We start from the raw sequence: 24,568 nt of genomic DNA, 5'->3' as shown, positions 1-24,568 counted from the left end.
CCGATTTTTTGATGATATGAGAAATTCGGCACAAGGCTGCGTTGGCACTGCCGAAAATCGCATGTTTTTTCGAAATCCGGCACACCTGATGTGAATTGTTGCCGTATCCCTGGTGAGATATCGTTATCCGGTAAGATTAATGGACAAACCTGCTGAAAGGTCTGTGGTAAAACCTGTGGGAGGACCAGGCAAGGTGCGAGGGAAAGAAGAGGCGGAAGGTTTTTTACAGGACACATCAAAGTTTCTGCGCCGTGTTCATTGCCGTGATATAATAGTGGCGATGCGAAAAACGCGCGATATTGTTATCCGAATAGGAGGTGACCCGATGGAGGGGAAGAAGAAGGGCGGGATACTGCTGGTGGAGGACGACAGGAGCCTCAACAGGGCTGTTAGCCTGAAGCTGGCGAAGGAAGGCTATGATGTGTATCCGGCTGAAGATCTGAAGACCGGATGGCAGCTGTATTGTGACAACGATATAGCGTTGATAATCTGCGATATAGGGCTGCCCGACGGCAGCGGACTGGATTTTTGTGCCAGGGTAAGGGCGGCGGACGAAATCACGGGCGAAGGTCTGGCCGGCTCGACTGAGCCGGCCAGGTCTGGAGGATGCGTTTTCCTCTTCCTGACAGCCATGGATACGGAGACGGATATCGTGAACGGATACGATGTCGGTGGTGATGATTATGTGACTAAGCCTTTTTCTCTGGCGGTGCTCATATCAAAGGTCAACGCTATCATGAGTCGGTACGGACAAATGGTGGGTGAGGGCCGAGGCCCTGCGGCGACTGGGAACGGCGGCAGCAGCAGTGGAAATGGCCGGGCTGAAGGCAGCAGCAGTGGGAATGGCTGGGCTGACGGCATTGGCGGCGGTACCGGACAGCGGGGGATACGCTCCGGCGACATCGTCTTCGACAGCGACAGGAACATGGTGACGAAGGACGGGAAACATCTGCAGCTGACCGCCAATGAGCAGAAGCTGCTGCTGTATTTTCTGGATAACCCTATGAAAGTGCTTTCCAAAACCCAGCTGTTGGAGGCCATTTGGGACATCGACGGCAATTTCGTCGATGACAACACGGTGGCTGTCAACATAAGGCGGCTGCGGGAGAAGATAGAGGAGGACCCGTCGAAGCCGGCTGTCATCAAGAACATACGAGGATTGGGATATATCTGGGAAAGGGAATGTGAGAAACTGTGAAAAGAAGTTTATTTATATTTATCGCCGTGGTACTTATCACCGCTGCCGGTACAGGCTTGTTGGGGGCAAAGGTGATAGACGAGGCGGGAAAAGCTGAAGGGGAACGGCTGGCCAACGTGACAGGAGCGGTGGCGGAGCAGTATCCGGAGGCCGAAAATTTACTGATAGAGGCGATGACGGATCAGGAGCTCAGGTATGAAAAGGAAGGAAACACCATCCTTTCCTCCTACGGATACGATGAGGCCGGGCAGGTGAGCGACAGCTACCGACAGCTTCTCATCACATTTTTAGCGTCGGTATGCGTCCTGGCTGCCGCGGCTGTGGTATTTGGCTGCGGCGTTCACGTCTATACCGGCAGAAGGAAGAAAAAGCATCAGCAGATGTTGTTGGCAGTGCTGGAAGACTGCATTTCGGAAAATTTTCGGTTTGCCGACGATGATGATGAGCTGAGAGACGCAGTAGATGTACAGTTTGCCGAGTCGTTGCAGCGGCTGGAGCAGAAGCTGCGTCTCAAAACAGCGAAGTTCAATGAGGAACACGACAATACCAAGACTTTGGTGACGGATATATCCCACCAACTGAAGACGCCCATCAGCGCCATGAAGGTCTGCTTTGATATGTATTTGGAAGCGGAGACGAAAGAAGAACGAGACGAGTTTCTGAACAGGAGCAGGATACAGATGGATAAGCTGGAAAACCTGACGGCCGCTCTCATAAATATTTCGCGTCTGGAAAATAACATGATAACCCTGACACCGGAAGATGTTTCTCTCACAGATGTCCTCATTGGAGCTATCAATACAGAATACCACAAGGCGGTGGCCGGAGACGTGGAGATAGAGACGGAAGATTTTGAAGATGTGGAGCTGCGGCTGGACAGGAAATGGACTGTGGAAGCCTTCGCCAATATCATAGACAACGCCATAAAGTACAGCCCACCTCACAGCGTTGTTACTATCAGAGTCAATAAGCTGTTCAGCTTCGTCAGGATCGAAATAGAAGATAGAGGTATAGGTATTCCTAAAGATGAACGCAACAGGATATTCGCCAGATTTTTCAGAGGAAGCGCCGATGCCGTGAAGGAACAGGAAGGTTCCGGTGTCGGGCTCTATCTCACCAGAAAGATACTTGAAGATCAGGGCGGAACTGTCTCGGTAAAATCCAAGTTAGGAGAAGGAAGCACTTTCGTGATTCAGCTTCCATTGTGAATGAAAGCTGTAATGAGAACTGTAAGGTAAATGTAAGACTCTTCGTAAGTTTGCTGTAAGACTTCCTGTGTAATATATACCCGTAAAGAAAAACAGCCCCTGGATTTTTCGAAACGTATTGACAGAAGATGTTTCGGGGGGGGTATCATAGAAAAGCAAAATACCGGAATACGAGGAGGTTTTAAAAGTGGACGTTATTCTTGAGACTAAAGACCTTTGTAAATACTATGGCGAAAGCGAAAATCTGGTCAGGGCCGTAGACCATGTGGATATACAGATACGGCAGGGTGAGTTCGTTACCATTGTAGGCAAGTCGGGAAGCGGAAAGTCGACGTTGCTCCATATGCTGGGAGCCCTCGACAGGCCGACGTCGGGACAGGTATGGCTGGCGGGAAGGAATCTGGCTGATTTTTCGGATGACAATATGGCCAGGATAAGGAGGCGAAGGATAGGCTTTGTGTTTCAGGCCTTCAACCTGGTACCGTCCCTCAATGTGTGGGAAAACATCGTGCTCCCGATTGGCCTGGACGGCAGAGCGGTGGACGTGGATTTTGTGAAGGACATATTGAAAACACTAGGTTTGGAGGGAAAATCCAGAAACATGCCCAATACACTGTCGGGTGGACAACAACAGAGGACGGCTATTGCCAGAGCCATAGCGGCAAAGCCTTCCATAATACTGGCTGATGAGCCGACGGGAAATCTGGACAGCAAGACAGGCGATGAAGTGATGGCACTGCTTAAGTTCTCGGCCAGGAAATACGGCCAGACTCTGGTGGTCATAACCCACAACGAGGATATCGCTCAGATGGCCGACAGGACCATCGTCATAGAAGATGGCAAGGTGGTGGATTGAGATGATAACGTCACTTGCCGGAAAGAGGATAAGATATAACAAGAGCCGTACGCTGCTGACGGTCATCGCGATAACTCTCACTACCATGCTCCTGATGGCATTGGGGACGTCGGCAGTGGGGCTGCTGGATTTTAACAAGCAACAGGCGGCAGCCACCACCAACGCTCACGCCACTGTCAAAGGGCTGACTCACCAGCAGGTGGAGAAGCTGAGTAACCATGCCGACGTTGAATCGCTGAAGACCAATGAGATCTTTGCCACCATAGATTATGACAGGATGAATGGATATCTGACTTATACTGATGAGATAAAGGACGGTATCGTGCAGGGAGTCGGAAATCTGGTGGAAGGGCACGAGGCCGAAAAAGCAGATGAAATCGTCGGAAGCAGGGCGTTCTTCGAGAGGATGGATGTGGAGCCGGAGGTGGGAAATACCTTCAGCATTTCTTTCAGAGTTCAGGGAAAAGGGGAAATACTGACCCGGGATTTCACCATCAGCGGCATTGTCTCCGACAGGGACATATCCCAGCTGGACATCAGTGATTCCAGGATAGCCTATGGAGCGCAGATATCAGAGGCGCTGGTAGATGAGATGATACCTGCAGCCGACAGGGTATATAACGCGACCATAAGGGTGATGGGAGAAGGACAGCTTGATTACGACGCCATGTGCCAGAGGATAAATGACGTGGCGAAGGATATAGGTACCAACGAGAACTATGTCGATATCAACAAGGAATACCTGATGGTAGCCACCGACCCGGGCACCGATACCATAAGAGTGGTGGTGGCGGTAGCGCTGCTGATAGCCATATTTTCAGGGATCGTCATATACAGCATATACTACGTTGGCGTCATAACCGACGTGCAGGAGATAGGGAAACTGAAGGCTCTGGGGGCGTCGAAAAAACAGGTGAGGAAGCTGCTGCTGCGGGAGGGTATGTTCGTTTCAGCCATATCTATCCCCATCGGACTGATCCTGGGATTCCTGATACCATATATTTTCCTGCCGATAGTGATGGAAAAGGGCATGGAAATCAGCATCATGTCTTTCGATATGGGAGAGATCCATATGTTCTCTCTTCCGGTGCTGCTCCTGGTCATCGCTGTGGTGGTGGTGACAGTATATATTTCTCTGCTGAAACCGATGAGAATGGCAGGAAAGATATCGCCGATAGAGGCGATAAGATATCAGGAGAGCAGCAAGAACAAAAAGCTCAGGACAGGCAACATCAGCGTCAATGTGTTCAGGCTGGCCAAGGCCAATCTGCTAAGGAACAAGAAGCGTACCATCGTCACTATGGTCACCATGGGCTTAAGCTGTGTCCTCTTTATGAGCATGGCAGGAATACTCAACAGTATGCGGGCTGATGACATCGCCGACAGACAGCTTGAAGGAAGCGATTTCAAGATAGAGATGGACTATGATGTCAATGACGAGACATATCCGGAGAACAATCTGGAGAACATCAATAAGAACAATCCTTTTACCGATGAACTGCTGAGACAGATACTGGAAATCGACGGAGTGGAGGACGTCAGGAGCGTTCACGAAGTTCCCGCAAGTACGGATTTTCCTTCTGAGCTCTTTGAAGGCCGCATCATCATCTCGGATGTAAGCAGAGATAAGGTGGAGCAGTGGGAAGAGGATGTGAAACGAGGACAGCTGGATTATGATAAACTGGTAGATGAAAGCGGGACGGTCTTCACCAGCGACACTTTCATGGATGAGTATGGCCTCAAGGTAGGCGACGAGATAGATTTCACCATTTACGACGGAGACAGGCAGATACCACTCAGCGTGACCATACAGGCCAGCGTCTCTGACGGCGGGGTGGCGACTTTCGTGATACCTGAGGAGACATATGAAGGACTGGGACTGGAGAACAACAGTATCACCAATCTGTTTGTCTCCGTCGACGACGACAGCTATGACGAGGCGAAGACGGCTCTTCAGAACATCGTCGATGAAAACGAGCGTTTTTCCCTCTATTCCAGGGATGAGGAGATGGATATCGGCGCCATGTCGGTGAACATGGTAAAGTATCCGATGTACGCCATCCTGCTGATGATAGCGGTGATAGGGTTCATGAACCTGATAAATACCATGATAACAAGCATCATCACAAGAAAGAAGGAGCTGGGGATGCTCCAGGCCATAGGCCTTTCCGACAGACAGCTGACCAGGATGCTGGCGGGAGAAGGAATGGTTTTCACGGCGGGAACGCTGGTAGCCTCCCTGACATTGGGCAATGTGCTGGGATACCTGATCTTCCTCTGGGGCAGGGATTCCGGATTCATGAGCGTGACTCAGTACCATTATCCTCTGTGGGAATCGCTGCTGCTGGCGGCAGTGCTGATAGTCGGTCAGCTGCTGGTAACGTGGGCCATAGGAAAGCGGATGAGACGGGAAAGTCTGATAGACAGGATAAGGAACGAATAGCGAAAGCAAATAAAAAAGCTGAGTCTGGCGTGAAGCCTGCTGGACTCAGCTTAATTTCATATTGTCGGCGCCCCTGTTCTTTATGCGTTTGAGGTAGAAGTTTATCAGAAGTGTATAGATGTAGTCGTAGACCAGCATCATCAGTATGCCGGCGACGATGAGTATGGCCGTCGGATAGTCCGGCAGGCTTATAGCCCCCAGCAACAGTTCCTTGAAGGCCAGCAGTCCAACACACATCACGACGGCGAAGAAGGCCGCCTTGATGACCACCTGGAGGACAGCGTTTTTCAGCTTTTCGATGAAAAACTTGAGGATGCCGTAGTATCCGAAGAAAAACGCGTAAGGGATCATAGCCAGCTTGTTTGGTACCAGAATGAAGCCCAGCAGCAAAGCTGCCGCGTACAGTATGACGCCGGCCCTGACGCCTGATTCCATTATCATCACAGCCACGAACAGGGAGCTGATGGCGAACATGGTCAGCTCGATGCCGGGAACGATGGAACCGGCAAATATGAACACGACGGTCAGAGCCAGGCATATGCCGCCCAGCGCGATGGTCTGGGTCTTGGTTTTTGCTTGATTATCTTTCTTCAATTTTATATCCTCACATAACTGGCAGCGTCAAAGTGTAAAGGCGATCAGATGGCGTCACAGCAGCAGTCGGCACAGATGTAGCACTGCAGCGCCTGGCAGCACATGTCGTCGCTCCTGCCGTATCCTCTGCCATAAGCCTGATTCTGATACATGCCGCCCATATTAACTATACGTCCATAAGCCTGGCTGTATTCCACGTTGCCCGGATCCATATCGTTGGCCGTCTTCAGTTTGTTGACTGCATCGTCGTACCAGCCCTTCCTGTAGGACAGCATACCGGAGAGGAAAAACCATTCGGCGCTCCTGTCCCGTGTACCGTTGAGGATGCTTTCGGCTGCCGCCAGATTGCCGGCATCTATGTAACGCCTTACAGCCATGTAATCGGGAGTAGCGCCGCCGGAGCCGCCGGAATAGCCGCCTCTCGAGCCGGAGCCGCTTTTGCCTCTCATAAGCATGTCGTAGGCTTCGTTTATTTCCTGCAGCTTTTCCTCCGCCAGATCCGACAGGGGGTTATTCTGATACTTGTCTGGATGATATTTTTTCACCAGCTCCTTGTATGCTTTCTTTATTTCCGCTTCGGAAGCGTTCTCAGACACTCCCAGGACTTCATAGGGGTTCATATAAATCTCCTTTATTTGAAATCAAATTTGCTTATCCTTGTCTACCCTGGATATGATCTCCTCCGTTTTTCTGTTGAGGCCCAGGTAAATCACATTATCTATTATACCTTTATTCTTCTTAATATCAAGTGAATCTGTATAGTTGCTCAACTCAGCCAGATAATGATACAGGTTGAATCTCAGATTCGGCTCTATCCTGCGGCGAAATTCCTCCGTCGTTTCCGCGTCCTTATCGTAGGAAAAACGGAAGAGAAGCGGGTTGTAAGCTCCTGACAGGATGTTTTCCTCGATGTCGTCTGCCGCGTCTATCAGGTAGATCCATTTGCCCATGTGGTAGCCTATCCTGGAAAGAAGCTGGCGGGGGTCGTCGGGAATGGTGAAAAAATCCAGATGGGCGGGACCCGCATTGCCCGGCTCAGCGCTGTCCGACTCAGAGCTGCACACTGCGTTGCCGCTGTCTTTACCTGCCGGCGGCAGCCCTTCAGGGTATACGGTGTCGAAGCCTTCGGTGAATATCAGTTCCATGATCTTGGAAAAAGCCTCCGCAGCCATGTCGATACTGGCGCACTTTTCATCTTCCAGCTCTGAAAGCTCCGCCAGGCGGCTTTCCATACCGTCGCACAGAGCAGGGTATTTTCGCCTCAGTTTCCTGAACACCCTCCGGAGCAGGATCATGGTGGCCCTGGCATATGCCTTGCCTTCGTCTCTGGCGTCATCCGCCAGCTTGTACCAGGCAAGTATCAGCATCACGTCCGCCGCATAATCTATGGCCCGGTTCCTGATGATGGTTTTCTTCTGCATGAAGGGATGAGCGATACAATGCTCCTGGCACGGCGTATCGCTTCCACCGTCCAGCGAGGCCAGCAGGACAGCGAGAAAAGCGGCATCGTAGCTCAGTGCCATCCGGGGCAGCTGGCCGTACCGCTTTCCTATGGATTTGCATATGCCGCAGTAGTATCCGGTATATACTTCGTATTCACGAACCTTCAGCTCGCCCTTATCTATCTTCACATAGCCCAGCATAGTGACAGACTACCATAAAAGGATGCTGATTTCAAATAGAGAACGGTGAAGATTTGTTGAAAATATCACTTTTTTACTATCCTGTAATACAGCCTGGACGTCAGGATGTAGACGACGATATAAAATACTGTGAATACCAGGAAGCATCCGATGGTGCAGAGGGCGAACAGCTTCAGGTTGAACAGTCCCAGCAGGTTCAGTACCCTGAATATGAACGGGAAGTCGAAGGCTACATGTACTCCCGCCGTAAACAGCGGCAGGAAGAAGATGATGAGAATCTGGGAGTTGATGGATTTCTTCACTTCCCGGTGACTCATGCCTACATTTTGCAATATCTCGAACCTCTTCTTATCCTCGTATCCCTCTGTAAGCTGCTTATAGTACATTATCAATACAGTGGCCATCAGGAACAGCATTCCCAGGAAGATGCCGACGAAGAACAGACCGGTGAAATCGGTGCCGAATGACTCGGATTCGACGGTACGGCAGTACAGTGAGCCGGTAAAATTTTCGAAGGATGATCCTTCCGGCTGATGCAGACTGTCTATCTGTTGTCTCGCTTCGTCATAAGCATTTACGATGGCGTCATTATTTTCCTCAGCGTCGCCTGCCACATCCACCATGTAGTTGAAGCTGATGAAGGATGCGTTGTTCCCATAGACTTCAAGGTTCTTCTCCAGCAGCTGCTCCATGACGCTGTCGTCTTTTACGATGACGTAGGAGCCGTTGGTGATGTTGGCTGCCGCGTTGCTGCTGGCCATAAATTCATTAAGTCGGCCTGTCACGTGGAGATCCATACCGAAGATATCGATATTGTCAGTTTTGAGCGAATCCTTCGGGTAGACGAGGACATCGCCGGCGCTTTCCAGCTTTTCATCGGTTCCCATGCATCTGTTGTAATCTTCCAGAGTCACGAATACAAGGGTGTGTATCTTGCTGTAGGCTCTGATGCCCGACAGGCCGCCATAGCTGTCGATATCGGTGACAAAGCGGTCTTCGTCTTCTTCATATACGGCGGAGATGGAGAAGTCATCGTAGTAGACTTCGTTTTTTGGCTCCAGGCCATTGTTTTCCATGGAATTCAGAAGGATATCCGTCACATCGTCATTGAGAGGGTCGTCCGCCAGTGACGTCATGGTGAATTCCTCGGGATACCTCTGCTGCAGCGAATCCTTTAGACCTACGTTTATGGAAAGGACTGCCGATACCATAACCAGCACCATAGTGGAAAGTATGCAGATGTTGGCCAGCCCTACGGCATTACGTTTCATTCTGTACATCATCGATGAGACGCTGATGAAATGTTTGGTTTTATAGTAATACCCCTTGTTCTTTCTCAACAGCTTCAAAAGAGCGATACTTCCCGCTGTAAAGATCAGATAGGTACCGATGATGACCAGTATCACCGCCACGAAGAACATGGCGAAGGCAGCCACCGGGTTGGTTGTCGTAACGGCGATGTAATAGCCGGTTCCGAGGCAGATGATACCAAGCACGGCAAAGATCCATTTGGCCTTAGGTTCCCGTTCTCCCATATTGTCACTTCTGAGGAGCTCCACAGGCTTTGACTTGTATATCTGGCGTACTGAATTCAGCAGTATCAGCAGGAAGATGACTCCGAAAAGGGACAGGCTCTTCATTATGCCGCTCCACGACACGTAGAAGCCGATAGGCAGCGCACCACCCAGCATTTTTGCCAGTATCAGGTACATCAGCTTATCCAGAAGTATCCCCAGCAGTACTCCCAGCGCCATGGTGATGACGTAGGTGTACAGAGTCTCCAGCAGGATTATCTTCGTTATGTGGCGCTTTTCCAGTCCCAGTATGTTGTACAGGCCGAACTCGCTGCGCCTGCGCTTCAGCAGGAAGCTGTTGATGTAAAACAGGAATATAAAGGCGAATATGGAGACGATGACCTGTCCGAAGCCCATATAAGACTGGATGATGTTGCCGCCCCACATGTCCACCAGATTTTCGTTGCCCGCCAGGGAGCAGATGATGTAGTAGATGGCCGTAGTTATGATGCAGGATATCATGTAAGGGATGTACGTCCTGCGGCTGTTTTTGATGTTAGTGAAGGCCATACTTGGATAGAGTCTAGTCATGGATACCACCGCCCGTTGTCATAGTCGTCAGGGTATCGGATATCTTCTGGAACATCTCTTCCGATGTGGCGTTCCCTCTGTACATTTGATGGAAGACCGCACCGTCGCTTATGAAGAGGATACGGCTCGCATGGCTGGCAGCCTTTACCGAGTGAGTCACCATCAGGATAGTCTGGCCTTCTCTGTTGATGTCCGCAAACAGCTTCAGCAAATCGTCAGCCGAGCGTGAATCGAGAGCGCCTGTCGGTTCATCGGCCAGCACAAGCTGGGGATTTGTTATCAGCGCTCTGGCGACGGCTGCTCTTTGTTTCTGCCCGCCTGATACCTCGTAAGGATATTTGTACAGAAGATCGGTGATACCCAGCTTGGCTGCCAGCGGCTTGATACGCTTGTTCATCTCCTGGTACTTTTTCCCCGACAGCACCAGCGGCAGGAAAATGTTGTCTTTCAGGTTGAAGGTGTCCAGCAGGTTGAAATCCTGGAACACAAACCCCAGGTTGTTCCGCCTGAATGCTGATATCTCCTTCTCGCTTATAGATGTGATGTCCTCTCCGTTCAAGAGGACCTGGCCCTTCGTCGGCCTGTCTATAGCCGCCAGGATGTTGAGGAGCGTCGTCTTCCCGGAGCCTGACTCTCCCATGATAGCGATGTATTCCCCTTTCTCGACGGAAAAGTTCACGTTGGAAAGAGCCGTGACGCTGTTGCCGCCGAAACGTGTCGTGTAAACCTTTTGCAGGCTTTTTACTTCCAGTAAAACTGTCATTGACAATACCTCCTTAAATGTCTTTCTCTGATGATAAGATTAACAGAGAAAAAAAGACGCTGCCATCTATCTGTCTTACAATGGCCGCGTCTAATCTTTCATTTTTGTAAGGTTGCGTTATTCAGCCGCCAGCCTGTGCTATTCGACTGTCAGCTCCTCGGTTTCCAGATGGAGAAGAACCGTCGTCCCGACGCCCACCTCCGAGCGTATCTCCATGGAATGGTGAAGACGGGAGAGTATCTCGTTGCATAAGTACAGGCCGATACCGGTGGATTTTTTCCCCAGTCTGCCGTTATAGCCGGTAAAGCCCTTTTCCGTCAGCCGCGGGATGTCTTCCGCCGCGATGCCGATGCCCGTATCACGTATCACCAGTGTGGCCGGGGCTTCGCTGAATATGGAGATCTTTCCGGTCTTGGTGTACTTGAGGGAGTTGGAAAGTATCTGCTCTATGACGAAGCAGAGCCATTTCTCATCGGTGTTGACGGTGAAGCCGGTATCTTCGATGTCCAGCGATATCTTCCCGGCGATGAAAAGAGGCGCGTACTTTCTGACTGCCTGTCTGACTATGTCGTCCAGGCCGTACTGCTTTATCACGTAATCGGTATAGTCGGATTCCAGTCTGACATAGGAAAGAGCCATCTCCACGTACTGTTCGATATTGAACAGCTGTACGTTGAGCGGAGAGCTCTTGGACTGATCCTGAAGCAGCATCTTCATTGCCGAGATAGGGACCTTTATCTGGTGGACCCACATGGCATAGTAATCCTGTATGTAGTTCCTGGCCGCGTTATTTTCCATATATAGCCTGTTGAGCTCACCGTACAGTTTCTTGATCAGGTCTTCGTAGCCCTGTTCTATGGCGTTTTTTGCCAGCGGAAGCGATGCCAGCGATACAGTCACGTCGGCTGATGCGCTTTTCAGCGATTTTAGCTTTCTGTAAAATCCGGTGAAATCCAACAGCAGATATATCAGGCCGACAACGGTGCAAAGAACGGACGCATATATTATCGCGTCGGCGCTGACTTCGTAAAGATAAAGTATTATCGCGAAGATGAAGGCGAAGATACACATCATCGCTATGGCTCTGCCCTTGCTGCGCATGTATGCGGCCGCTGATCTCCATAAAAAACTGTCTTTCATTCTATTATATACCCCATGCCTTTCCTGGTCTTTATCAGATCCTCGATACCGATGTCGGCCAATGCTTTTCTTAGTCTGGCCACGTTGACTGACAGCGTGTTTTCATCCACGAAGCAGTCAGTTTCCCACAGCTTGTTCATCAGCACATCCCGGGCAACTACCTGCCCTCTGTTTTCCATGAGGATCGTCAGTATCTTATTCTCATTTCTGGAAAGCTCCAGTGTTTTATCGCCACAGGAGACTGTGCCGGCACCGCTGTTGAACATGATATCGCCGCAGGTGAAAAGTCCTGTCTGCTGAGGTGTGGCGAAATCGTAAGTCCTGCGCAGGAGAGCCTGTATTTTTGCCAGCAGCATGTCGATATCGAAGGGCTTGGCTACGAAATCGTCGGCGCCCATATTGATGGCCATGACGATGTTCATATTGTCGCCGGCCGATGAAATGAACATGATAGGGACTTTGGAAACCTTTCGTATCTCGCTGCACCAGTGGTAGCCGTTGAAGAATGGCAGAGAGATGTCCATCAGAATCAGATGGGGATCGCACAGCAGGAATTCTTCCATGACACTTCTGAAGTCCTGACATATGACAGCTTCAAAGCCCCAGCTTCTCAGCATGTCTGCTATGGAATCCGATATGATGTCGTCGTCCTCGACGATGAAGATCCTGTACATTTGTTTCTCCTTTGTTTCTCCTTTGCTCGGGCCATGTGGTAAGCGGATGTCACGGCATACATGTGCTTTTATGCCTGTGCCAGCAGTCGTTTGTATAGTTCTAATCCGCTTGTAAGCACTTTTTCGTCAAAATCAAAGTCGACGCTGTGAAGAGAGATACCTGTACCTGTTCCAAGCAGAAAGAATGCGGCTGGTACATAGAGGCCGTAAAATGAAAAATCCTCGGATATCATCAGTGGTTCAGCAAGCTCTTCATAGCCACCGGGAAGAGATCCAAGCACCGGCTTTACTTCATCGTACAGCGCGGCGTCATTGATAACGGGCGGGTATCCGTCACTGTTGGAAAATTCCGTACTACAGCCATATTCTCTGGCCGCGTCTTGCAGAGTTTCTTTCAGCAGCCGTATCAGTATATTGAAGTTCTCCTCGCTGAAAGCACGGACGGTGCCCAGCAGATGAGTGTGGTCGGAAACGATATTTCTGGCGTATCCACTGACCATTTTGCCTATGTGTATTATGGTCTTGTCCTCAGGCCTGTTTTGCGGCGCTGTGGGCAGATCGCCGATACCGTCTGTGAATCTGGGAACGGCGCCTGTGATAGAGGCGTGTTTTTTGTAGACCCGTTTCAGATAATCAGCTCCGATATAAAGTGCGTCCAGGCCTTCATATGGGGCGGTGCCGTGAGCCGCCTTGCCGTAGATGTCGATGTTTATCTCGGCGGATTTTGGCATCAGTGCTCCGGGCCTGGAGACTATCCTCCCTGCTTCCGCGAAAGGCCACATGTGGATGCCGAAGATTCTGGTGACATTATATTGTTTCAGGATGCCGCTTTCGCATATCTCCCTGGCCCCGCCAAGAGTTTCCTCAGCAGGCTGAAAGATCAGCAGTACATTGCAGCCAAGCTCGTCGAGCGTGTCCACGTACTGACCAAGGGTCAGGACCATAGCCATGTGGCCGTCGTGGCCGCAGGCATGCATCCTGTTTTCGTGAATAGAACGGTAATCGCAGGTATTGGCTTCCTGTACAGGAAGCCCGTCCATGTCGGCTCTGAATCCATATGTTTCCTTTTGCCCTTTGTCAAAGTACGCGCAGATGCCGGAGCCGCAGAGGAAGGTCATCTTGCAGTTCAGCTGTTCCAGCACCGAAAGGAGATATTTTTTGGTTTCAGGCAGATCCCGATCCAGCTCAGGTATCATATGCAGATTTCTCCTGTGTAGCTTCAGCAGTTCTTCGTAATCGTTCATTATCATCGTCTCGCCTTTTTGTTTTTTGCCTTTCTGTTTGTTTCTAGTCTCTCTTTTTTTCTTTTCTTCCGCCTGACATGGTCTGACGTGCTGTAGGCCGGTCCATGGCCGGGAAGATGTTCCTTCATTTTTTCAATGATACCATAGCCGGGCGGGTAAGGCAAACTTGGGCTTGCAAATGTGGTATAATATGAGCATCAAAGACGATACGGAGGCACGGAAGATGACGGAAGCCAGGGGAAAACACGGGATGGAAAGAGGCGTGGAGGCGCTGCAAAGGCTGAAGGATGCCGGGTACGAGGCATATTTCGTCGGCGGGTGCGTCAGGGACAGTTTGCTGGCCGGGAAATCCGGCTCCGAAACGGAGCTGCCTGCAGGCAAGGTTGATATAGACGTGACTACTGATGCGTCTCCGCGGCAGATCAAGGCTGTTTTTTCTGACATGCGGACAGTAGATACAGGCATAAAACACGGCACTGTTACTGTTGTGATGCCGCCGGGAGGAGCTGGCGGCGATAGTCTGCCTGTGGAGATAACCACCTACAGGACCGAGACCGGGTATTCCGACGGGAGGCATCCCGACAGCGTGGAGTTCACCAGATCGCTGACGGAGGATCTGAAGCGGCGTGATTTCACCGTCAATGCCATGGCTATGGACGCAGACGGGAATATTATCGACCCTTTCGGTGGACGGCGCGATCTGGAGGCACGGATATTGAAGGCCGTCGGGGATCCGGACGAGAGGTTTCGGGAGGACGGACTGAGGATAATGCGGGCGTTGCGGTTTTCGTCGGTGTTGGGATTCGCCATAGAGAGGAAAACGGAGGAAGCTCTTTCCAGAAACAGGAGGATGCTGTTGAAGCTGTCAGAAGAGCGGATATTCAGCGAGTTCAAGAAGCTGGTAACAGGGGGAAATGCCGGCGTCGTCGTACGCGGATATATAGATGTGCTGGGAACGGTCTTTCCGGAATTGCTGGCCATGAAGGGATTTCAGCAGCATAACGAGTACCATAGATACGATGTGCTGGAACACTGCGTGAGAGCCATGGAGACCGTCATGACTGTGCCGGAAAACAGGCTCCACATGAAGATGGCGGCTCTTTTCCACGATGTAGGAAAGCCTCTGACTTATTCTGAAGAGGACAACGGCCGGGGGCACTTCTATGGTCACGCGTCAAAAGGCGCGGAGGTGGTGGCCGAAGTCATGGAAAGATTCAGAGCTGACAAGGCTCTGACAGAGCGGGTGGTGACCCTGGTCAGATATCACGATCTGATATTTGAGGAAGACGAACGCCTGCTAAAAAAGTGGATGCGGCGATTCACACCGGAAGTGCTCTTTGAGATACTGGAAATAAAAAGAGCCGACAATCTTGCCACCGGAAACATGGGTGAGCCGTTGAAAGCGAAGTTCAGTCGTATATCGTCCATGATGGAAGAAATAATATGCCAAGGACAGTGTTTTTCTCTCAGGAATCTGGCTGTAGATGGGAAAGCGCTGATGGCACTGGGCGTGAAGCAGGGCCCGGAAGTGGGACGGATACTGGAGTCACTGCTGAAGGCAGTGGTGGAGGATGGCGTTCCTAACGAGAAGGAAAAGCTGCTGGAACTGGCGCGGGAGAAAATAGCCGCGAGAGTTTGAGATACGCTGCAGGGAGAATACCCCAGATGGCTTCACTGATCCGGAGGTGCGATGTCTTTTGTCGGGGGGCGAAGATACTCACAGCAGTCACGGCGGGATCCTTTAGGGGCGATGATCGGTTAGGCCTGACGATCGGTGTGCCTCCCTTGACAGTCCGGCGGCACGAAATTATAATATACGCATACCCCTTATGGTATGGAGGTGAACGTAAAAATGAGACAATGTATGGATTCGGATAATCTGCATCGCAGACTCAAGAAGATAATAGGACAGGTGCAGGCCATAGACAGGATGATAGATGAGGATGTCCCCTGTGAGGATGTGCTGGCTCAGATAAACGCCGCCAAATCAGCCCTGCACAAGGCGGGGCAGGTGGTGCTGGAGGGGCATATAAAGCACTGCGTCCGAGACGGCATAGAACATGGCGATGCTGACAAGACTATCGAGAACTTCACCAAGGCTGTCGAGCGATTCGCCAACATGCAGTGAAGGCTGCAATATCGCAGACCCGTATTTTTGACAGGGTTGGCGATAAAAAACGGTATTTTTCTGAGTGCAAAGAACAAGGAATATCGCGAAATGATTTCGCAAGGCCAATTCACGATAGTATTTCGGCAAAATATGGTAAAAATTATCGTGAATAGCATGTCTTGTGCCGGGCTGCGATATTCCGGCCGAAAAAAGGATCGGAAAACAGCAGATTTTATCGTGGGAGGCGATTTTGAGCGAAGTCGCGACATTTTGCCAGTGTGATCACTGCTGCCGCGCTGGCGCGGCAGCGAAAAAGCATCATATCCCGATTTTGAGAAGCTCGACGAACTGTTTGGCAGTTCTCGGGCTTCTGCCGTTTTTTCTGATGGCGTGAGCTTCAGCTCGTCTGAACAGTTCGGCTTCGTCCATTTTCACGCCGTATTCTTCGGCCAGAGATTTGACGATTTTGAGATATTCTTCTTTATCCGGTTTCTGGAAGGTGATGGTCAGTCCGAAGCGGGCTGAGAGGCTCATGGTCTCCTGCATGGTATCGTTGAGATGCAGTTCATCCCCCATCCGGTCTGCGAAGGTCTCTTTTACGAGATGACGTCTGTTGCTGGTGGCGAATATGACCACGTTGTCGCCGCAGCCCGATATGCTCCCCTCCAGTGTGGCCTTGAGAGCTGAGAAATTATCATCGTTTCCCGTGAAGCTCAGGTCATCGATGAACAGTATGAATTTCAATGGGTTCGACGACAGCTCCTCCATGATTTTCGGGATCTGATAAAGCTGGGTCTTCTTTACTTCGACCAGACGGAGGCCTTTAGGCGCCATATCGGCAGCGACGGCTTTGATGGTAGAGCTTTTGCCTGTCCCGGCATCACCATAGAGCAGCATATTGCTGGCGCCTTTTCCTTCCACAAAGGCGGCAGTGTTTTTGATTATCAGCTCTCGTTCACGTTCATAGCCGAACAGTTCGCTCAGAGGCTGGAAGTCGGGATGGGCCACAGGGACCAGGCGACCGTCTTCGAGACGGAAGAAATTGTATCTGGCGTATGCACCGTATCCTGTTTTGGTTATGTTGCCCAGCTTTTCCATAAAATCATAATGTATATCGGCAGGATGGTTTGTCCAGTCGGGAAGGAACCCTTCGTAGTCGATAGTCTCGCGGACATGCATCGACTTGAGCCCTGCTATCTCTTCAAGTACGGACAGCTCGTTGTCCACAGCCGTGTCGATCTCCTTTGCCATTTCTTTTTTGGCAGCCTTTCCTTTCACGTAGAAATTGTCGTCCTGGAGGACGAGAGCTCGTACATAGTCTGTCAGGCAGGCTGTCGTCTGATAAAGCTCAGAGACGAACTGGCTGTATAGTTTTATGGAAAGGTCGGTATCGCGGTCAGCCATGGCCTCCAGCAGCTGTCGCAGGCTGGCTATGACCGGGTCGGTCTTTATATCTGAAAATACCGCGAGGGAATCTATCTCCGCCTTGAGGCGGTAAAAACTTTTTCTCATGTTGATCTCCTGTAAAAATAAATCTGTTGTTTTGGTTGTTTCTATTCATTATACTATATATTGCGGAAAATGGATATACTCACGGAGGACGAAATGAGGATCAATAAATATATAGCTGATGCAGGCATATGCAGCAGGCGAAAGGCTGATGAGCTGATTTCCAATGGAAACGTGAAGATAAATGGGCTTACTGTAAAAGAACTGGGCGTCGATGTGGCGGAAGGCGATGTGGTGGAGGTCAATGGAAGCGTCATCGAAGCGGGGCGCAGGAAAGTGTACGTGGCAGTCAACAAGCCGGCGGGAGTCATAACATCTATGGACGATGACCGGGAACGGGAAACGGTGGCGGACATTGTCGCCGACATACCGGAAAGACTGTTTCCGGTTGGCAGGCTGGATTATAACACTACAGGGCTTCTTATCATGACCAATGACGGACAGCTGACATATACTCTGACACACCCGAAACATGAGGTGTACAAGACCTATGTGGCAAAGGTGGAAGGAGTGCTTTCCGGAGCCAGAGCAGCTAAGCTGCGCCGTGGAGTCGATATAGGAGGATTTGTCACGTCGCCGGCAAGGGTGAAGGTGTTGAAGCAGATGCCACGGTACGCGGTGGTGGAAATCAGCATAAGGGAAGGGAAGAACCGTCAGGTCAGGAAGATGTTCGCCGCAGTGGGGAACAAAGTGCGGGAGCTGAAGCGGACTCAGATAGGAGAGATACGGCTGGGGAGGCTGAAGGAGGGGCATTACAGGAAGCTGACCAGGGAAGAGATAGAGTATCTCAAGAGCCTGTGACGCTGATTCATGACTGATGACTTTCTCTGGTCAGCGGATATTTGTAGAGGGCAATGGCCGCGATGGCAGTGAAAATCATCGGAAGGATCGTGGCTGAGTTTTCTATCCACGTCATAGCCATGGATGTCTGTGTCGTTCCATCCCCGTCGAATCCGGCCGTCTGCAGGATCGTGCCGAGTATCTGACCGCCGATGCCTACGGCGATAGCTTCCACCAGACCCTGGAAGGATAATATCATTGCTTCTCGCTTCTTTCCGGTGGCGGCTCTGTCGTAATCACACATATCGTAAAATATGGCCGGCATCATCTGCCAGTAGATAGCTGTGCAGATGGTGAGAAATATGATGTAAACCGCAGCGCCTGCCAGATCATGCAGTCCTATGAGTTTCATGATTATCATGCCGGCTATCCCGACGGTGTAGCAGATGATGAGAGCTATACGTTTGTCGAATTTTATCGAAAGCCTGCCGACTATTGGGATAAAAGCGATCCCCAGCAACGATCTGCCCAGGAGACAGGCTGATATCTGTACTGCCGACAGTTGGATGTTGAATGTGAAAAAGTACATCACATTGGACATCAGCATAGTGCATGTGATGAGGGAAGACAGACTAGCGACAATGAGGTATTTCATCGGCTTGAGCCGAGCGACAGATATGTATTCCCTGAATATATGTATCAGGCTGAAGTGAGGCTTTTGATGGTTCTCTTCTTTCAGACGGGGCATGTCTCGTTTTCCGGACACCGCTACTGTTACCATGATGGTTATCAGCGTCAGCGCACCCAGAAGCCCGCCGGTGGCAGACCATGCCTGAGACGTGGTAAGCCCCTGCTTTTCAAGAAATTCCACCAGTATGGTAGGCATGACCATGCAGAACAAGTTGCCTATCATGTTAAAAAATGACGCGAAGGATCGTATGGATGTCCGTTCGTCGTAGCTGGAGGCGTAGTCCGTTCCCAGGGCGGAGTAGGGGATGAAAAAGCCGGTGAAGCCGGTCCAGTACAATACTGTCATGATACCGTAGTAAACAGGTTTTACGGAGGCGCTCATGTTTATATCTGTAAAGAGTACGAACAACATGACGCTGAGAAATATGGAAAAGAAAAATATCACAGGCCTGCGTCTGCCGAACCTGGTGGATACGTTGTCGGAGATATATCCCATGATAGGGTTGAAGACGGCGTTCCATATGGAGCCTATGGCGACAATGGTCCCCGCTGCGGCCGGCGGTATCTTGGCCACTGTCGTGAGGAAGAACAGCAGGAACGTTCCCACGATACCATATGAAATAGCATCACCGAGGGAGGCGATGCCATATCCGAGTTTTTCACGAAAAGTAGTTTTTGCCATTCACGTTTCCTTTCCCGATGAAAGCCGCGGCCCCGGCGCGGCATCATGTATCGATCGCTTCTGAAATGCTCTTTTTCAATGCTTTAAGACATATTATATCAACATATTATATCATATGACACTCTATTGCAAAATTATTTTTGTGTAAAGTAAAAAGGTCTTACTTAAGACGAGTTTTACGACAAAAAGAAAGAAAATTCCCAAAAGACATAACATTTAGCAACTAAAGTATTTCTATGAGATGAATCGCTATTATATAATCGTTATATATGTATAGCAGAAACCTGTGCGGCGACTGCAGAAAGTCATTATCTTTTTATTTTAGGAGGTGTTTTGATCATGGAAGGCAATAATTTGAACCAACAACTGCCGAAAGTATCATTTGCCAAGAAAGTAGGCTACTCCATCGGAGGAGCCACCGATACACTGGCATACGATTTCGTGGCGGCATTCCTGTTGTTCTTTTTGACGAATTACACAGGCGTAAGTCCTGCATGGGCGGGGACCATACTGACGCTGGGCGTGGTATGGAATATGATTTCCGACCCTATCGTAGGGAACCTGTCCGACAAGACAAGGACCAGGTTCGGAAAGAAGAGGACATGGCTGCTCATCGCGATAATACCATTGTTCGCTACATATCTGCTGCTGTTCACCAGCTTTGATTTCTCAACATCGACGGCCAATATCTACTTCCTCGTCATGACGCTGCTGTTCTGGACATCCTACAGCTGCTTCAGTATCCCGTACTATGCCATGGGCGCGTCCATGACGGGAGACAATGATGAGAGGACGAAGCTGAGGATGCTTGCTCAGATCGTTCAGTATGTGGGCGTATTTTTCTCGACAGTAGCTCCGCCGATGTTCGTTTCGTTTTTCATGGATGCCGGCTTCAGCGAAGGTCAGGCATGGCACTATACAGCATGGCTGGAAGGCTGCCTGTGCGTGGGAACTCTCATAGTAGTCTTCTTTTCAACAAAGGGTGTGGAGATAGATTTTGAAGAGGAGACCGAGGAAAACAAGACAAGCTTCTTCAAGGATGCCAAGGCTGTACTTTCCATAAAGCCATATCTGTTAGCGACTCTTTCGTCGCTGCTGTTCAGGATAGGATACTGCCTGTTCCTGACAACCATGACGTACTTCATGCTGTATGTAGTTGCTCTTTCGGAGATGCAGATGACGGCATGCACATCCATAATCTCCTTCGGAGGCATAATCGTTATAGCCATCCTGATGAAGGTGATTGAGAAGTTCGATAAAGCAAAAGTATATATCGTTCTCGTGCTGTTCTCGGGGATCATCATGATAATCTTCAACTTCATGAATATCAATTCCATCGGGATAGCGGCGCTGTTCTGCGTATTCTACGTAATAGGATCATCGGCTTACTGGTCCATCAATATACCGCTGATGTATGACTCCATCGAGGTAGACGAGTTCCAGAGCGGCAAGAGAAGAGAAGGAACGATGATGTCTATCTACCTCTTCTGCCAGAAGGGCGGATACGCTATCGCGGCATCCGTTATAGGTAACGTGCTGGCCAGCACAGGCTACGACGAGACTCTCGGAGCCAACAATCCGGAAAACGTGCTGAATGCCATTCAGACTATGACGTGCGGAGCAGCCGGACTGTTCTTCGTTCTCAGCGCGCTGGTCATCGTACTGTATCCTCTCAAGAAAAATGTTTACGACAAACTCTATACGCAGCTGGAAAACAAGCGTGCGGGAAGAGAATACAATAACGAAGGTTTTGCCCAGGTACTCAACAGGAAATACAGATAGCTGTTTTCGGAGGTAATGCAAGATGAACGACATTCTTTATACAAACGGCGTCATATTCACCGTTGACGATGACAAGACCATGGCAGAAGCTGTGGCTGTCAAGGATGGAAAGATAACTTTCGTCGGCAGCAATGCCGAGGCGAAAGATATAGAAGCAAAGGAGACTGTGGATCTGGACGGTAAGATGATGCTGCCAGGCTTCATAGAGGCTCATGCTCATGCTACATGGGGAGCTATAGACGCGCTCTTTAAAGTGGCTTTGTTCGGCGCCGATAATGCTGATTACTATGTCAGGAAGATAAAGGAATTTGTCCAGGAGCGACCGGACTTGCCGGTATATGAGGGAGTCGGCTGGGAAAACCCGTTTTTTGGTAAGGAAGGCCCATCGAGAAAGATCCTCGATGAGATATGCAGTGACAAACCAATGCTCATGTGGTCTCATGACAAGCACTCGGTCTGGGTGAATACATATACCCTGGAAATGTGCGGCATCACTAAGGAGACTCAGGTGCCGCCGGGCAATATAATAGAAAGAGAAGCTGACGGCACGCCAAGAGGTACTTTGAGAGAGTTCGCGGCCATCGCTCTTGTTGACTCGGTGAAGCCTGTATTTGGTAAGGAACATTATAAAGAGGCATTTAGCTGGGTACAGAAGGAATTCGCCAAATACGGCGTCACTACGATAATGGATCCGCTGCTGGATCCTGAAGAGGAGGCTATAGACGCTATAAAGGAGCTCAATGATGAAGGAAAGCTGATCTGCAAAATGAGAGGCGCTTTCAAGAGCTCAGAGGCTGAACCGTACAAGCATATAGATGATTTCGCAAGGATCAGGGAAGAAGTGGATTCCCATATGTTCAAGATAGAGCAGGTGAAGATGTTCGCCGACGGCGTAGTTGAAGGGAAGACCGCATATCTGAAAGAGCCATATGAGGGCGAGGATTACACCGGTGATCCTATATGGGAGCCTGGAGCAATGACAGAATTCTGCAAGAAAGTCGATGCGCTGGATTTCGATATCCACGTCCATTCTATCGGAGACGCCGCGACGGCTATGACGCTGGACGCGCTGGACGCGATGAAGGCTGCTGATCCGGACAGAGACAGAAGGCCTGTCATCACGCATCTTCAGGTGGTGGATCCGGAAGATTATCCGAGATTGGTCGAGCATAAAGTGGCGGCTGTTACTAATCCGTACTGGCATTTCAAGTACAGAGGTTTCTTCGACGATATCGAACTGCCGTATCTGGGCGACAGAGCCTATCGCGAATATCCGATGAAAAGCATGCTGGATGCCGGAATAATATTAGGAGGAGCCAGCGATTACAATGTCACTCCTGAACCGGCGCCGCTCCGGGGTATTCAGACAGGTGTGACGAGGGTCGGTATAGGCGAAGATCCTGACGATATGGATCTGGTGCTGGCACCTGAGGAGAGGCTCACTACGGCTCAGATGGTGGAGGTATTCACTAAAGGCAATGCCTATGCTTTGAGGATGGAGGATATCACCGGAAGCATCGAAGTGGGTAAGTGTGCCGATCTCGTTATTCTGGAGGAGAACATATTCCAGGTACCTGCAGCCGACATATATAAGGTGAAGATCGTTCAGACAATTTCTGAAGGCAAGGTAATATACGAAGGGTAAAGAGTTTTTTATAGAAGGGGAGCCTGCGGCGTTATGCTGCGGCTCCTCTTTTAGATGGACGTATCTGGCAACCTGTCGGCAGACCCGGCATCATCGTCTGCAGTTTCCGTTTATTGGATCAAAGCGTTACGCTTTTCGGTTGAATTTGATAAAATCCCGTATAAACATATCCGGACGATTTCATGAAAATTCCCGTATCTGTTGCGCAGGCAACACATTTTTTAAAGGGTTTTATACATTATAATGTATAAGATGAAAAACCGTATAAATTCGCTGGAGAGGTTTATACGGAAAAATGATAAATAGGATGTCTGAAGTATAAAAAACAACCGCGCCAGCGGCCAGACAGGAACATATGAGGTATGCGGCAGCATATGCGCCACAGAATGGGCGCTCGAAAGGAGAAAACATCATGAGCAAGCTGAAAATTTCCATAACATTGGTGGACAGGAAGGGCGATCATCCATGTCACAGAGGTCATCAGATAGGAGACAGCTATGATTTCGATACGGAACGGGGGCAACTTTGCCCAATGGCGATGCACGTGGCCTTCCCGTACATAGATATCCTGAGATACGGTGGCCAACTGCCTGAGGGGACGACTGATGAATTCAGGTTCTGCTGTCCCGACGCCGACGTCATCAATATCTTTGAGCTGAAGGTGGAAAAGTAAAAAATCCACAGTTTTCTGTTGACATCCGCAGTGTAGTGGTGCATTCTTATATCGTAAGTAATAAGTAATAAGTAATAAGTAATAAGTAGTAAGTAGTAAGTAGTAACTGATGGCCGGCTCAGCGATGACTGATGAGCATAGTGATTTCTGCGGAGGTGTGGTAATGGAAAATTTGACGATAACTCAGGAATATTATATCTGTGTAGCCAATGATAAGGGCACAATTTCGGTCTATGATCATAAGGCCGCCACGTGTCTGATCGCGGCCGGTGTGCTGGATATGAGTCTGGAAAATTGTGTCGGGATAGACGGCAAGACCGTTGAAGTGACGGGAAAGTTGCCTGACAATATAGCCTTTCTCAGGCCACTGTACGATACCATAGATCAGGGAAAAGCGATCAAATTGAGCAAAGTAGTCGAAAGCTATATCGCTTCCTTTTCCGATAAAAAGCTGAAGGAGCTGATCGGATCCGTCGTAACCTCCCTGGAGGGAGCAGGAGTCATGGAGTCTGTGAAGACCGGTATCTTTAAAAGCAAGGAAGGACGCGCTCCGTCTCAGGCATCGGTCAATGGCGTAGTGGAGAAGATAAGGGCTGAGATACTGGAGGACGGAGAGATGTCCGACGAGGCTGTGGCATTGGCAGCGCTGCTGGACAGGGCAGGGAAGCTGAAGGATTATTTTTCGAAATATGAGCATAAAGAGCTGAGAGCCAGGTTGACAGATATAAAGAAGAGTGAAGCCGGAAAGTCGGTCAAAGAGATGGCTGATTATATAGACGGGCTCATGGCGTCGATGCTCGCAGTGGTGACCACGACTACCGGAGCTTAA

At 50.0% G+C, this 24,568-nt stretch carries 21 protein-coding genes; 11 read left to right on the top strand and 10 right to left on the bottom strand.

Annotated elements, in window-relative coordinates:
• Nucleotides 1–325: 325 nt before the first annotated feature.
• The 4 genes from ACQY69_RS07130 to ACQY69_RS07115 all read left to right on the top strand — a co-directional run bounded on the left by ACQY69_RS07130 (nt 326) and on the right by ACQY69_RS07115 (nt 5,705).
• Complete coding sequence (locus tag ACQY69_RS07130; protein ID WP_428259779.1) at nt 326–1,198, top strand: response regulator transcription factor; 873 nt, start codon at nt 326–328, stop codon at nt 1,196–1,198.
• Entirely contained in the window at nt 1,195–2,406 is a 1,212-nt protein-coding gene (locus ACQY69_RS07125) for a sensor histidine kinase (protein WP_428259777.1), read from the top strand. The genes ACQY69_RS07130 and ACQY69_RS07125 overlap by 4 nt, the downstream gene beginning before the upstream one ends.
• A 187-nt stretch (nt 2,407–2,593) precedes the next feature.
• Nucleotides 2,594–3,262, top strand: a complete 669-nt coding sequence (locus ACQY69_RS07120) for an ABC transporter ATP-binding protein (RefSeq protein WP_428259775.1) — start codon at nt 2,594–2,596, stop codon at nt 3,260–3,262.
• A 1-nt stretch (nt 3,263) separates the two neighbouring features.
• Nucleotides 3,264–5,705 carry an ABC transporter permease gene (locus ACQY69_RS07115; protein ID WP_428259773.1) on the top strand — a complete coding sequence of 814 codons (2,442 nt, stop codon included), beginning with the start codon at nt 3,264–3,266 and terminating at the stop codon, nt 5,703–5,705.
• 45 nt (nt 5,706–5,750) lie between these two features.
• On the opposite strand, the gene ACQY69_RS07110 is transcribed toward ACQY69_RS07115, so the two are convergent.
• From ACQY69_RS07110 to ACQY69_RS07075, 8 genes are all read right to left on the bottom strand, one after another.
• Entirely contained in the window at nt 5,751–6,299 is a 549-nt protein-coding gene (locus ACQY69_RS07110) for a hypothetical protein (protein WP_428259771.1), read from the bottom strand.
• 44 nt (nt 6,300–6,343) lie between these two features.
• Nucleotides 6,344–6,919 (bottom strand): J domain-containing protein, encoded by a 576-nt coding sequence (locus tag ACQY69_RS07105; protein ID WP_428259769.1) that lies wholly within the window; start codon nt 6,917–6,919, stop codon nt 6,344–6,346.
• A 21-nt stretch (nt 6,920–6,940) separates the two neighbouring features.
• Nucleotides 6,941–7,942, bottom strand: coding sequence for a DUF5685 family protein (locus tag ACQY69_RS07100; RefSeq protein WP_428259767.1), 1,002 nt, complete (start codon nt 7,940–7,942; stop codon nt 6,941–6,943).
• 65 nt (nt 7,943–8,007) lie between these two features.
• Nucleotides 8,008–10,047, bottom strand: a complete 2,040-nt coding sequence (locus ACQY69_RS07095; protein ID WP_428259765.1) for an FtsX-like permease family protein — start codon at nt 10,045–10,047, stop codon at nt 8,008–8,010.
• The gene (locus tag ACQY69_RS07090) at nt 10,040–10,810 is read right to left on the bottom strand and encodes an ABC transporter ATP-binding protein (protein WP_428259763.1); all 771 of its coding nucleotides are present in this window, start codon (nt 10,808–10,810) and stop codon (nt 10,040–10,042) included. Before ACQY69_RS07090 ends, ACQY69_RS07095 begins: the two co-directional genes overlap by 8 nt.
• Nucleotides 10,811–10,948: 138 nt before the next feature.
• Nucleotides 10,949–11,950, bottom strand: coding sequence for a sensor histidine kinase (locus tag ACQY69_RS07085; RefSeq protein WP_428259761.1), 1,002 nt, complete (start codon nt 11,948–11,950; stop codon nt 10,949–10,951).
• A complete protein-coding gene (locus tag ACQY69_RS07080) occupies nt 11,947–12,624 on the bottom strand; it encodes a response regulator transcription factor (protein ID WP_428259759.1) in 678 nt (225 codons plus the stop codon). Before ACQY69_RS07080 ends, ACQY69_RS07085 begins: the two co-directional genes overlap by 4 nt.
• A 68-nt stretch (nt 12,625–12,692) precedes the next feature.
• A complete protein-coding gene (locus ACQY69_RS07075; RefSeq protein ID WP_428259757.1) occupies nt 12,693–13,874 on the bottom strand; it encodes a M20 metallopeptidase family protein in 1,182 nt (393 codons plus the stop codon).
• 184 nt (nt 13,875–14,058) lie between these two features.
• Between ACQY69_RS07075 and ACQY69_RS07070 the strand changes: the two genes are divergently transcribed.
• Together ACQY69_RS07070 and ACQY69_RS07065 are read left to right on the top strand one after the other, a co-directional pair.
• Nucleotides 14,059–15,507: a CCA tRNA nucleotidyltransferase gene (locus tag ACQY69_RS07070; protein WP_428259755.1), complete on the top strand. Its 1,449-nt coding sequence runs from the start codon at nt 14,059–14,061 to the stop codon at nt 15,505–15,507.
• Nucleotides 15,508–15,720: 213 nt separating this feature from the next.
• Nucleotides 15,721–15,996, top strand: a complete 276-nt coding sequence (locus ACQY69_RS07065; protein ID WP_428259753.1) for a metal-sensing transcriptional repressor — start codon at nt 15,721–15,723, stop codon at nt 15,994–15,996.
• Nucleotides 15,997–16,296: 300 nt separating this feature from the next.
• Here ACQY69_RS07065 and ACQY69_RS07060 read toward each other — a convergent pair whose 3' ends face one another.
• On the bottom strand, nt 16,297–17,490 hold the full coding sequence (locus tag ACQY69_RS07060; protein WP_428259751.1) for an ATP-binding protein: 1,194 nt from the start codon (nt 17,488–17,490) through the stop codon (nt 16,297–16,299).
• 93 nt (nt 17,491–17,583) lie between these two features.
• On the opposite strand from ACQY69_RS07060, the gene ACQY69_RS07055 reads away from it, so the two are divergent.
• Nucleotides 17,584–18,288 carry a pseudouridine synthase gene (locus ACQY69_RS07055; protein ID WP_428259749.1) on the top strand — a complete coding sequence of 235 codons (705 nt, stop codon included), beginning with the start codon at nt 17,584–17,586 and terminating at the stop codon, nt 18,286–18,288.
• A gap of 7 nt (nt 18,289–18,295) precedes the next feature.
• On the opposite strand, the gene ACQY69_RS07050 is transcribed toward ACQY69_RS07055, so the two are convergent.
• Entirely contained in the window at nt 18,296–19,639 is a 1,344-nt protein-coding gene (locus tag ACQY69_RS07050; RefSeq protein ID WP_428259747.1) for an MFS transporter, read from the bottom strand.
• A 339-nt stretch (nt 19,640–19,978) separates the two neighbouring features.
• On the opposite strand from ACQY69_RS07050, the gene ACQY69_RS07045 reads away from it, so the two are divergent.
• The 4 genes from ACQY69_RS07045 (at nt 19,979) to ACQY69_RS07030 (ending at nt 24,568) form a co-directional block, all read left to right on the top strand.
• Nucleotides 19,979–21,421, top strand: coding sequence for an MFS transporter (locus tag ACQY69_RS07045; protein WP_428259745.1), 1,443 nt, complete (start codon nt 19,979–19,981; stop codon nt 21,419–21,421).
• 22 nt (nt 21,422–21,443) lie between these two features.
• The gene (locus ACQY69_RS07040) at nt 21,444–23,066 is read left to right on the top strand and encodes an amidohydrolase (protein WP_428259744.1); all 1,623 of its coding nucleotides are present in this window, start codon (nt 21,444–21,446) and stop codon (nt 23,064–23,066) included.
• Nucleotides 23,067–23,478: 412 nt separating this feature from the next.
• Nucleotides 23,479–23,739: a TIGR04076 family protein gene (locus ACQY69_RS07035; protein WP_428259742.1), complete on the top strand. Its 261-nt coding sequence runs from the start codon at nt 23,479–23,481 to the stop codon at nt 23,737–23,739.
• 163 nt (nt 23,740–23,902) lie between these two features.
• Complete coding sequence (locus ACQY69_RS07030; protein ID WP_428259740.1) at nt 23,903–24,568, top strand: GOLPH3/VPS74 family protein; 666 nt, start codon at nt 23,903–23,905, stop codon at nt 24,566–24,568.

This window comes from Gallibacter sp. Marseille-QA0791 (assembly GCF_965119705.1).
Lineage (GTDB): Bacteria > Bacillota > Clostridia > Peptostreptococcales > Anaerovoracaceae > Lentihominibacter > Lentihominibacter excrementipullorum.
The sequence above is the reverse complement of the archived record's forward strand: the minus strand, read 5'-3'. Positions and strand labels throughout refer to the sequence as shown.

Coding starts and splice junctions, on each gene's coding strand:
- ACQY69_RS07130 (WP_428259779.1), top strand. CDS start 326: ATGGAGGGGAAGAAGAAGGGCGGGATACTGCTGGTGGAGGACGACAGG.
- ACQY69_RS07115 (WP_428259773.1), top strand. CDS start 3,264: ATGATAACGTCACTTGCCGGAAAGAGGATAAGATATAACAAGAGCCGT.
- ACQY69_RS07105 (WP_428259769.1), bottom strand. CDS start 6,919: ATGAACCCCTATGAAGTCCTGGGAGTGTCTGAGAACGCTTCCGAAGCG.
- ACQY69_RS07100 (WP_428259767.1), bottom strand. CDS start 7,942: ATGCTGGGCTATGTGAAGATAGATAAGGGCGAGCTGAAGGTTCGTGAA.
- ACQY69_RS07095 (WP_428259765.1), bottom strand. CDS start 10,047: ATGACTAGACTCTATCCAAGTATGGCCTTCACTAACATCAAAAACAGC.
- ACQY69_RS07090 (WP_428259763.1), bottom strand. CDS start 10,810: ATGACAGTTTTACTGGAAGTAAAAAGCCTGCAAAAGGTTTACACGACA.
- ACQY69_RS07085 (WP_428259761.1), bottom strand. CDS start 11,950: ATGAAAGACAGTTTTTTATGGAGATCAGCGGCCGCATACATGCGCAGC.
- ACQY69_RS07080 (WP_428259759.1), bottom strand. CDS start 12,624: ATGTACAGGATCTTCATCGTCGAGGACGACGACATCATATCGGATTCC.
- ACQY69_RS07075 (WP_428259757.1), bottom strand. CDS start 13,874: ATGATAATGAACGATTACGAAGAACTGCTGAAGCTACACAGGAGAAAT.
- ACQY69_RS07070 (WP_428259755.1), top strand. CDS start 14,059: ATGAGCATCAAAGACGATACGGAGGCACGGAAGATGACGGAAGCCAGG.
- ACQY69_RS07065 (WP_428259753.1), top strand. CDS start 15,721: ATGAGACAATGTATGGATTCGGATAATCTGCATCGCAGACTCAAGAAG.
- ACQY69_RS07060 (WP_428259751.1), bottom strand. CDS start 17,490: ATGAGAAAAAGTTTTTACCGCCTCAAGGCGGAGATAGATTCCCTCGCG.
- ACQY69_RS07055 (WP_428259749.1), top strand. CDS start 17,584: ATGAGGATCAATAAATATATAGCTGATGCAGGCATATGCAGCAGGCGA.
- ACQY69_RS07050 (WP_428259747.1), bottom strand. CDS start 19,639: ATGGCAAAAACTACTTTTCGTGAAAAACTCGGATATGGCATCGCCTCC.
- ACQY69_RS07045 (WP_428259745.1), top strand. CDS start 19,979: ATGGAAGGCAATAATTTGAACCAACAACTGCCGAAAGTATCATTTGCC.
- ACQY69_RS07040 (WP_428259744.1), top strand. CDS start 21,444: ATGAACGACATTCTTTATACAAACGGCGTCATATTCACCGTTGACGAT.
- ACQY69_RS07035 (WP_428259742.1), top strand. CDS start 23,479: ATGAGCAAGCTGAAAATTTCCATAACATTGGTGGACAGGAAGGGCGAT.
- ACQY69_RS07030 (WP_428259740.1), top strand. CDS start 23,903: ATGGAAAATTTGACGATAACTCAGGAATATTATATCTGTGTAGCCAAT.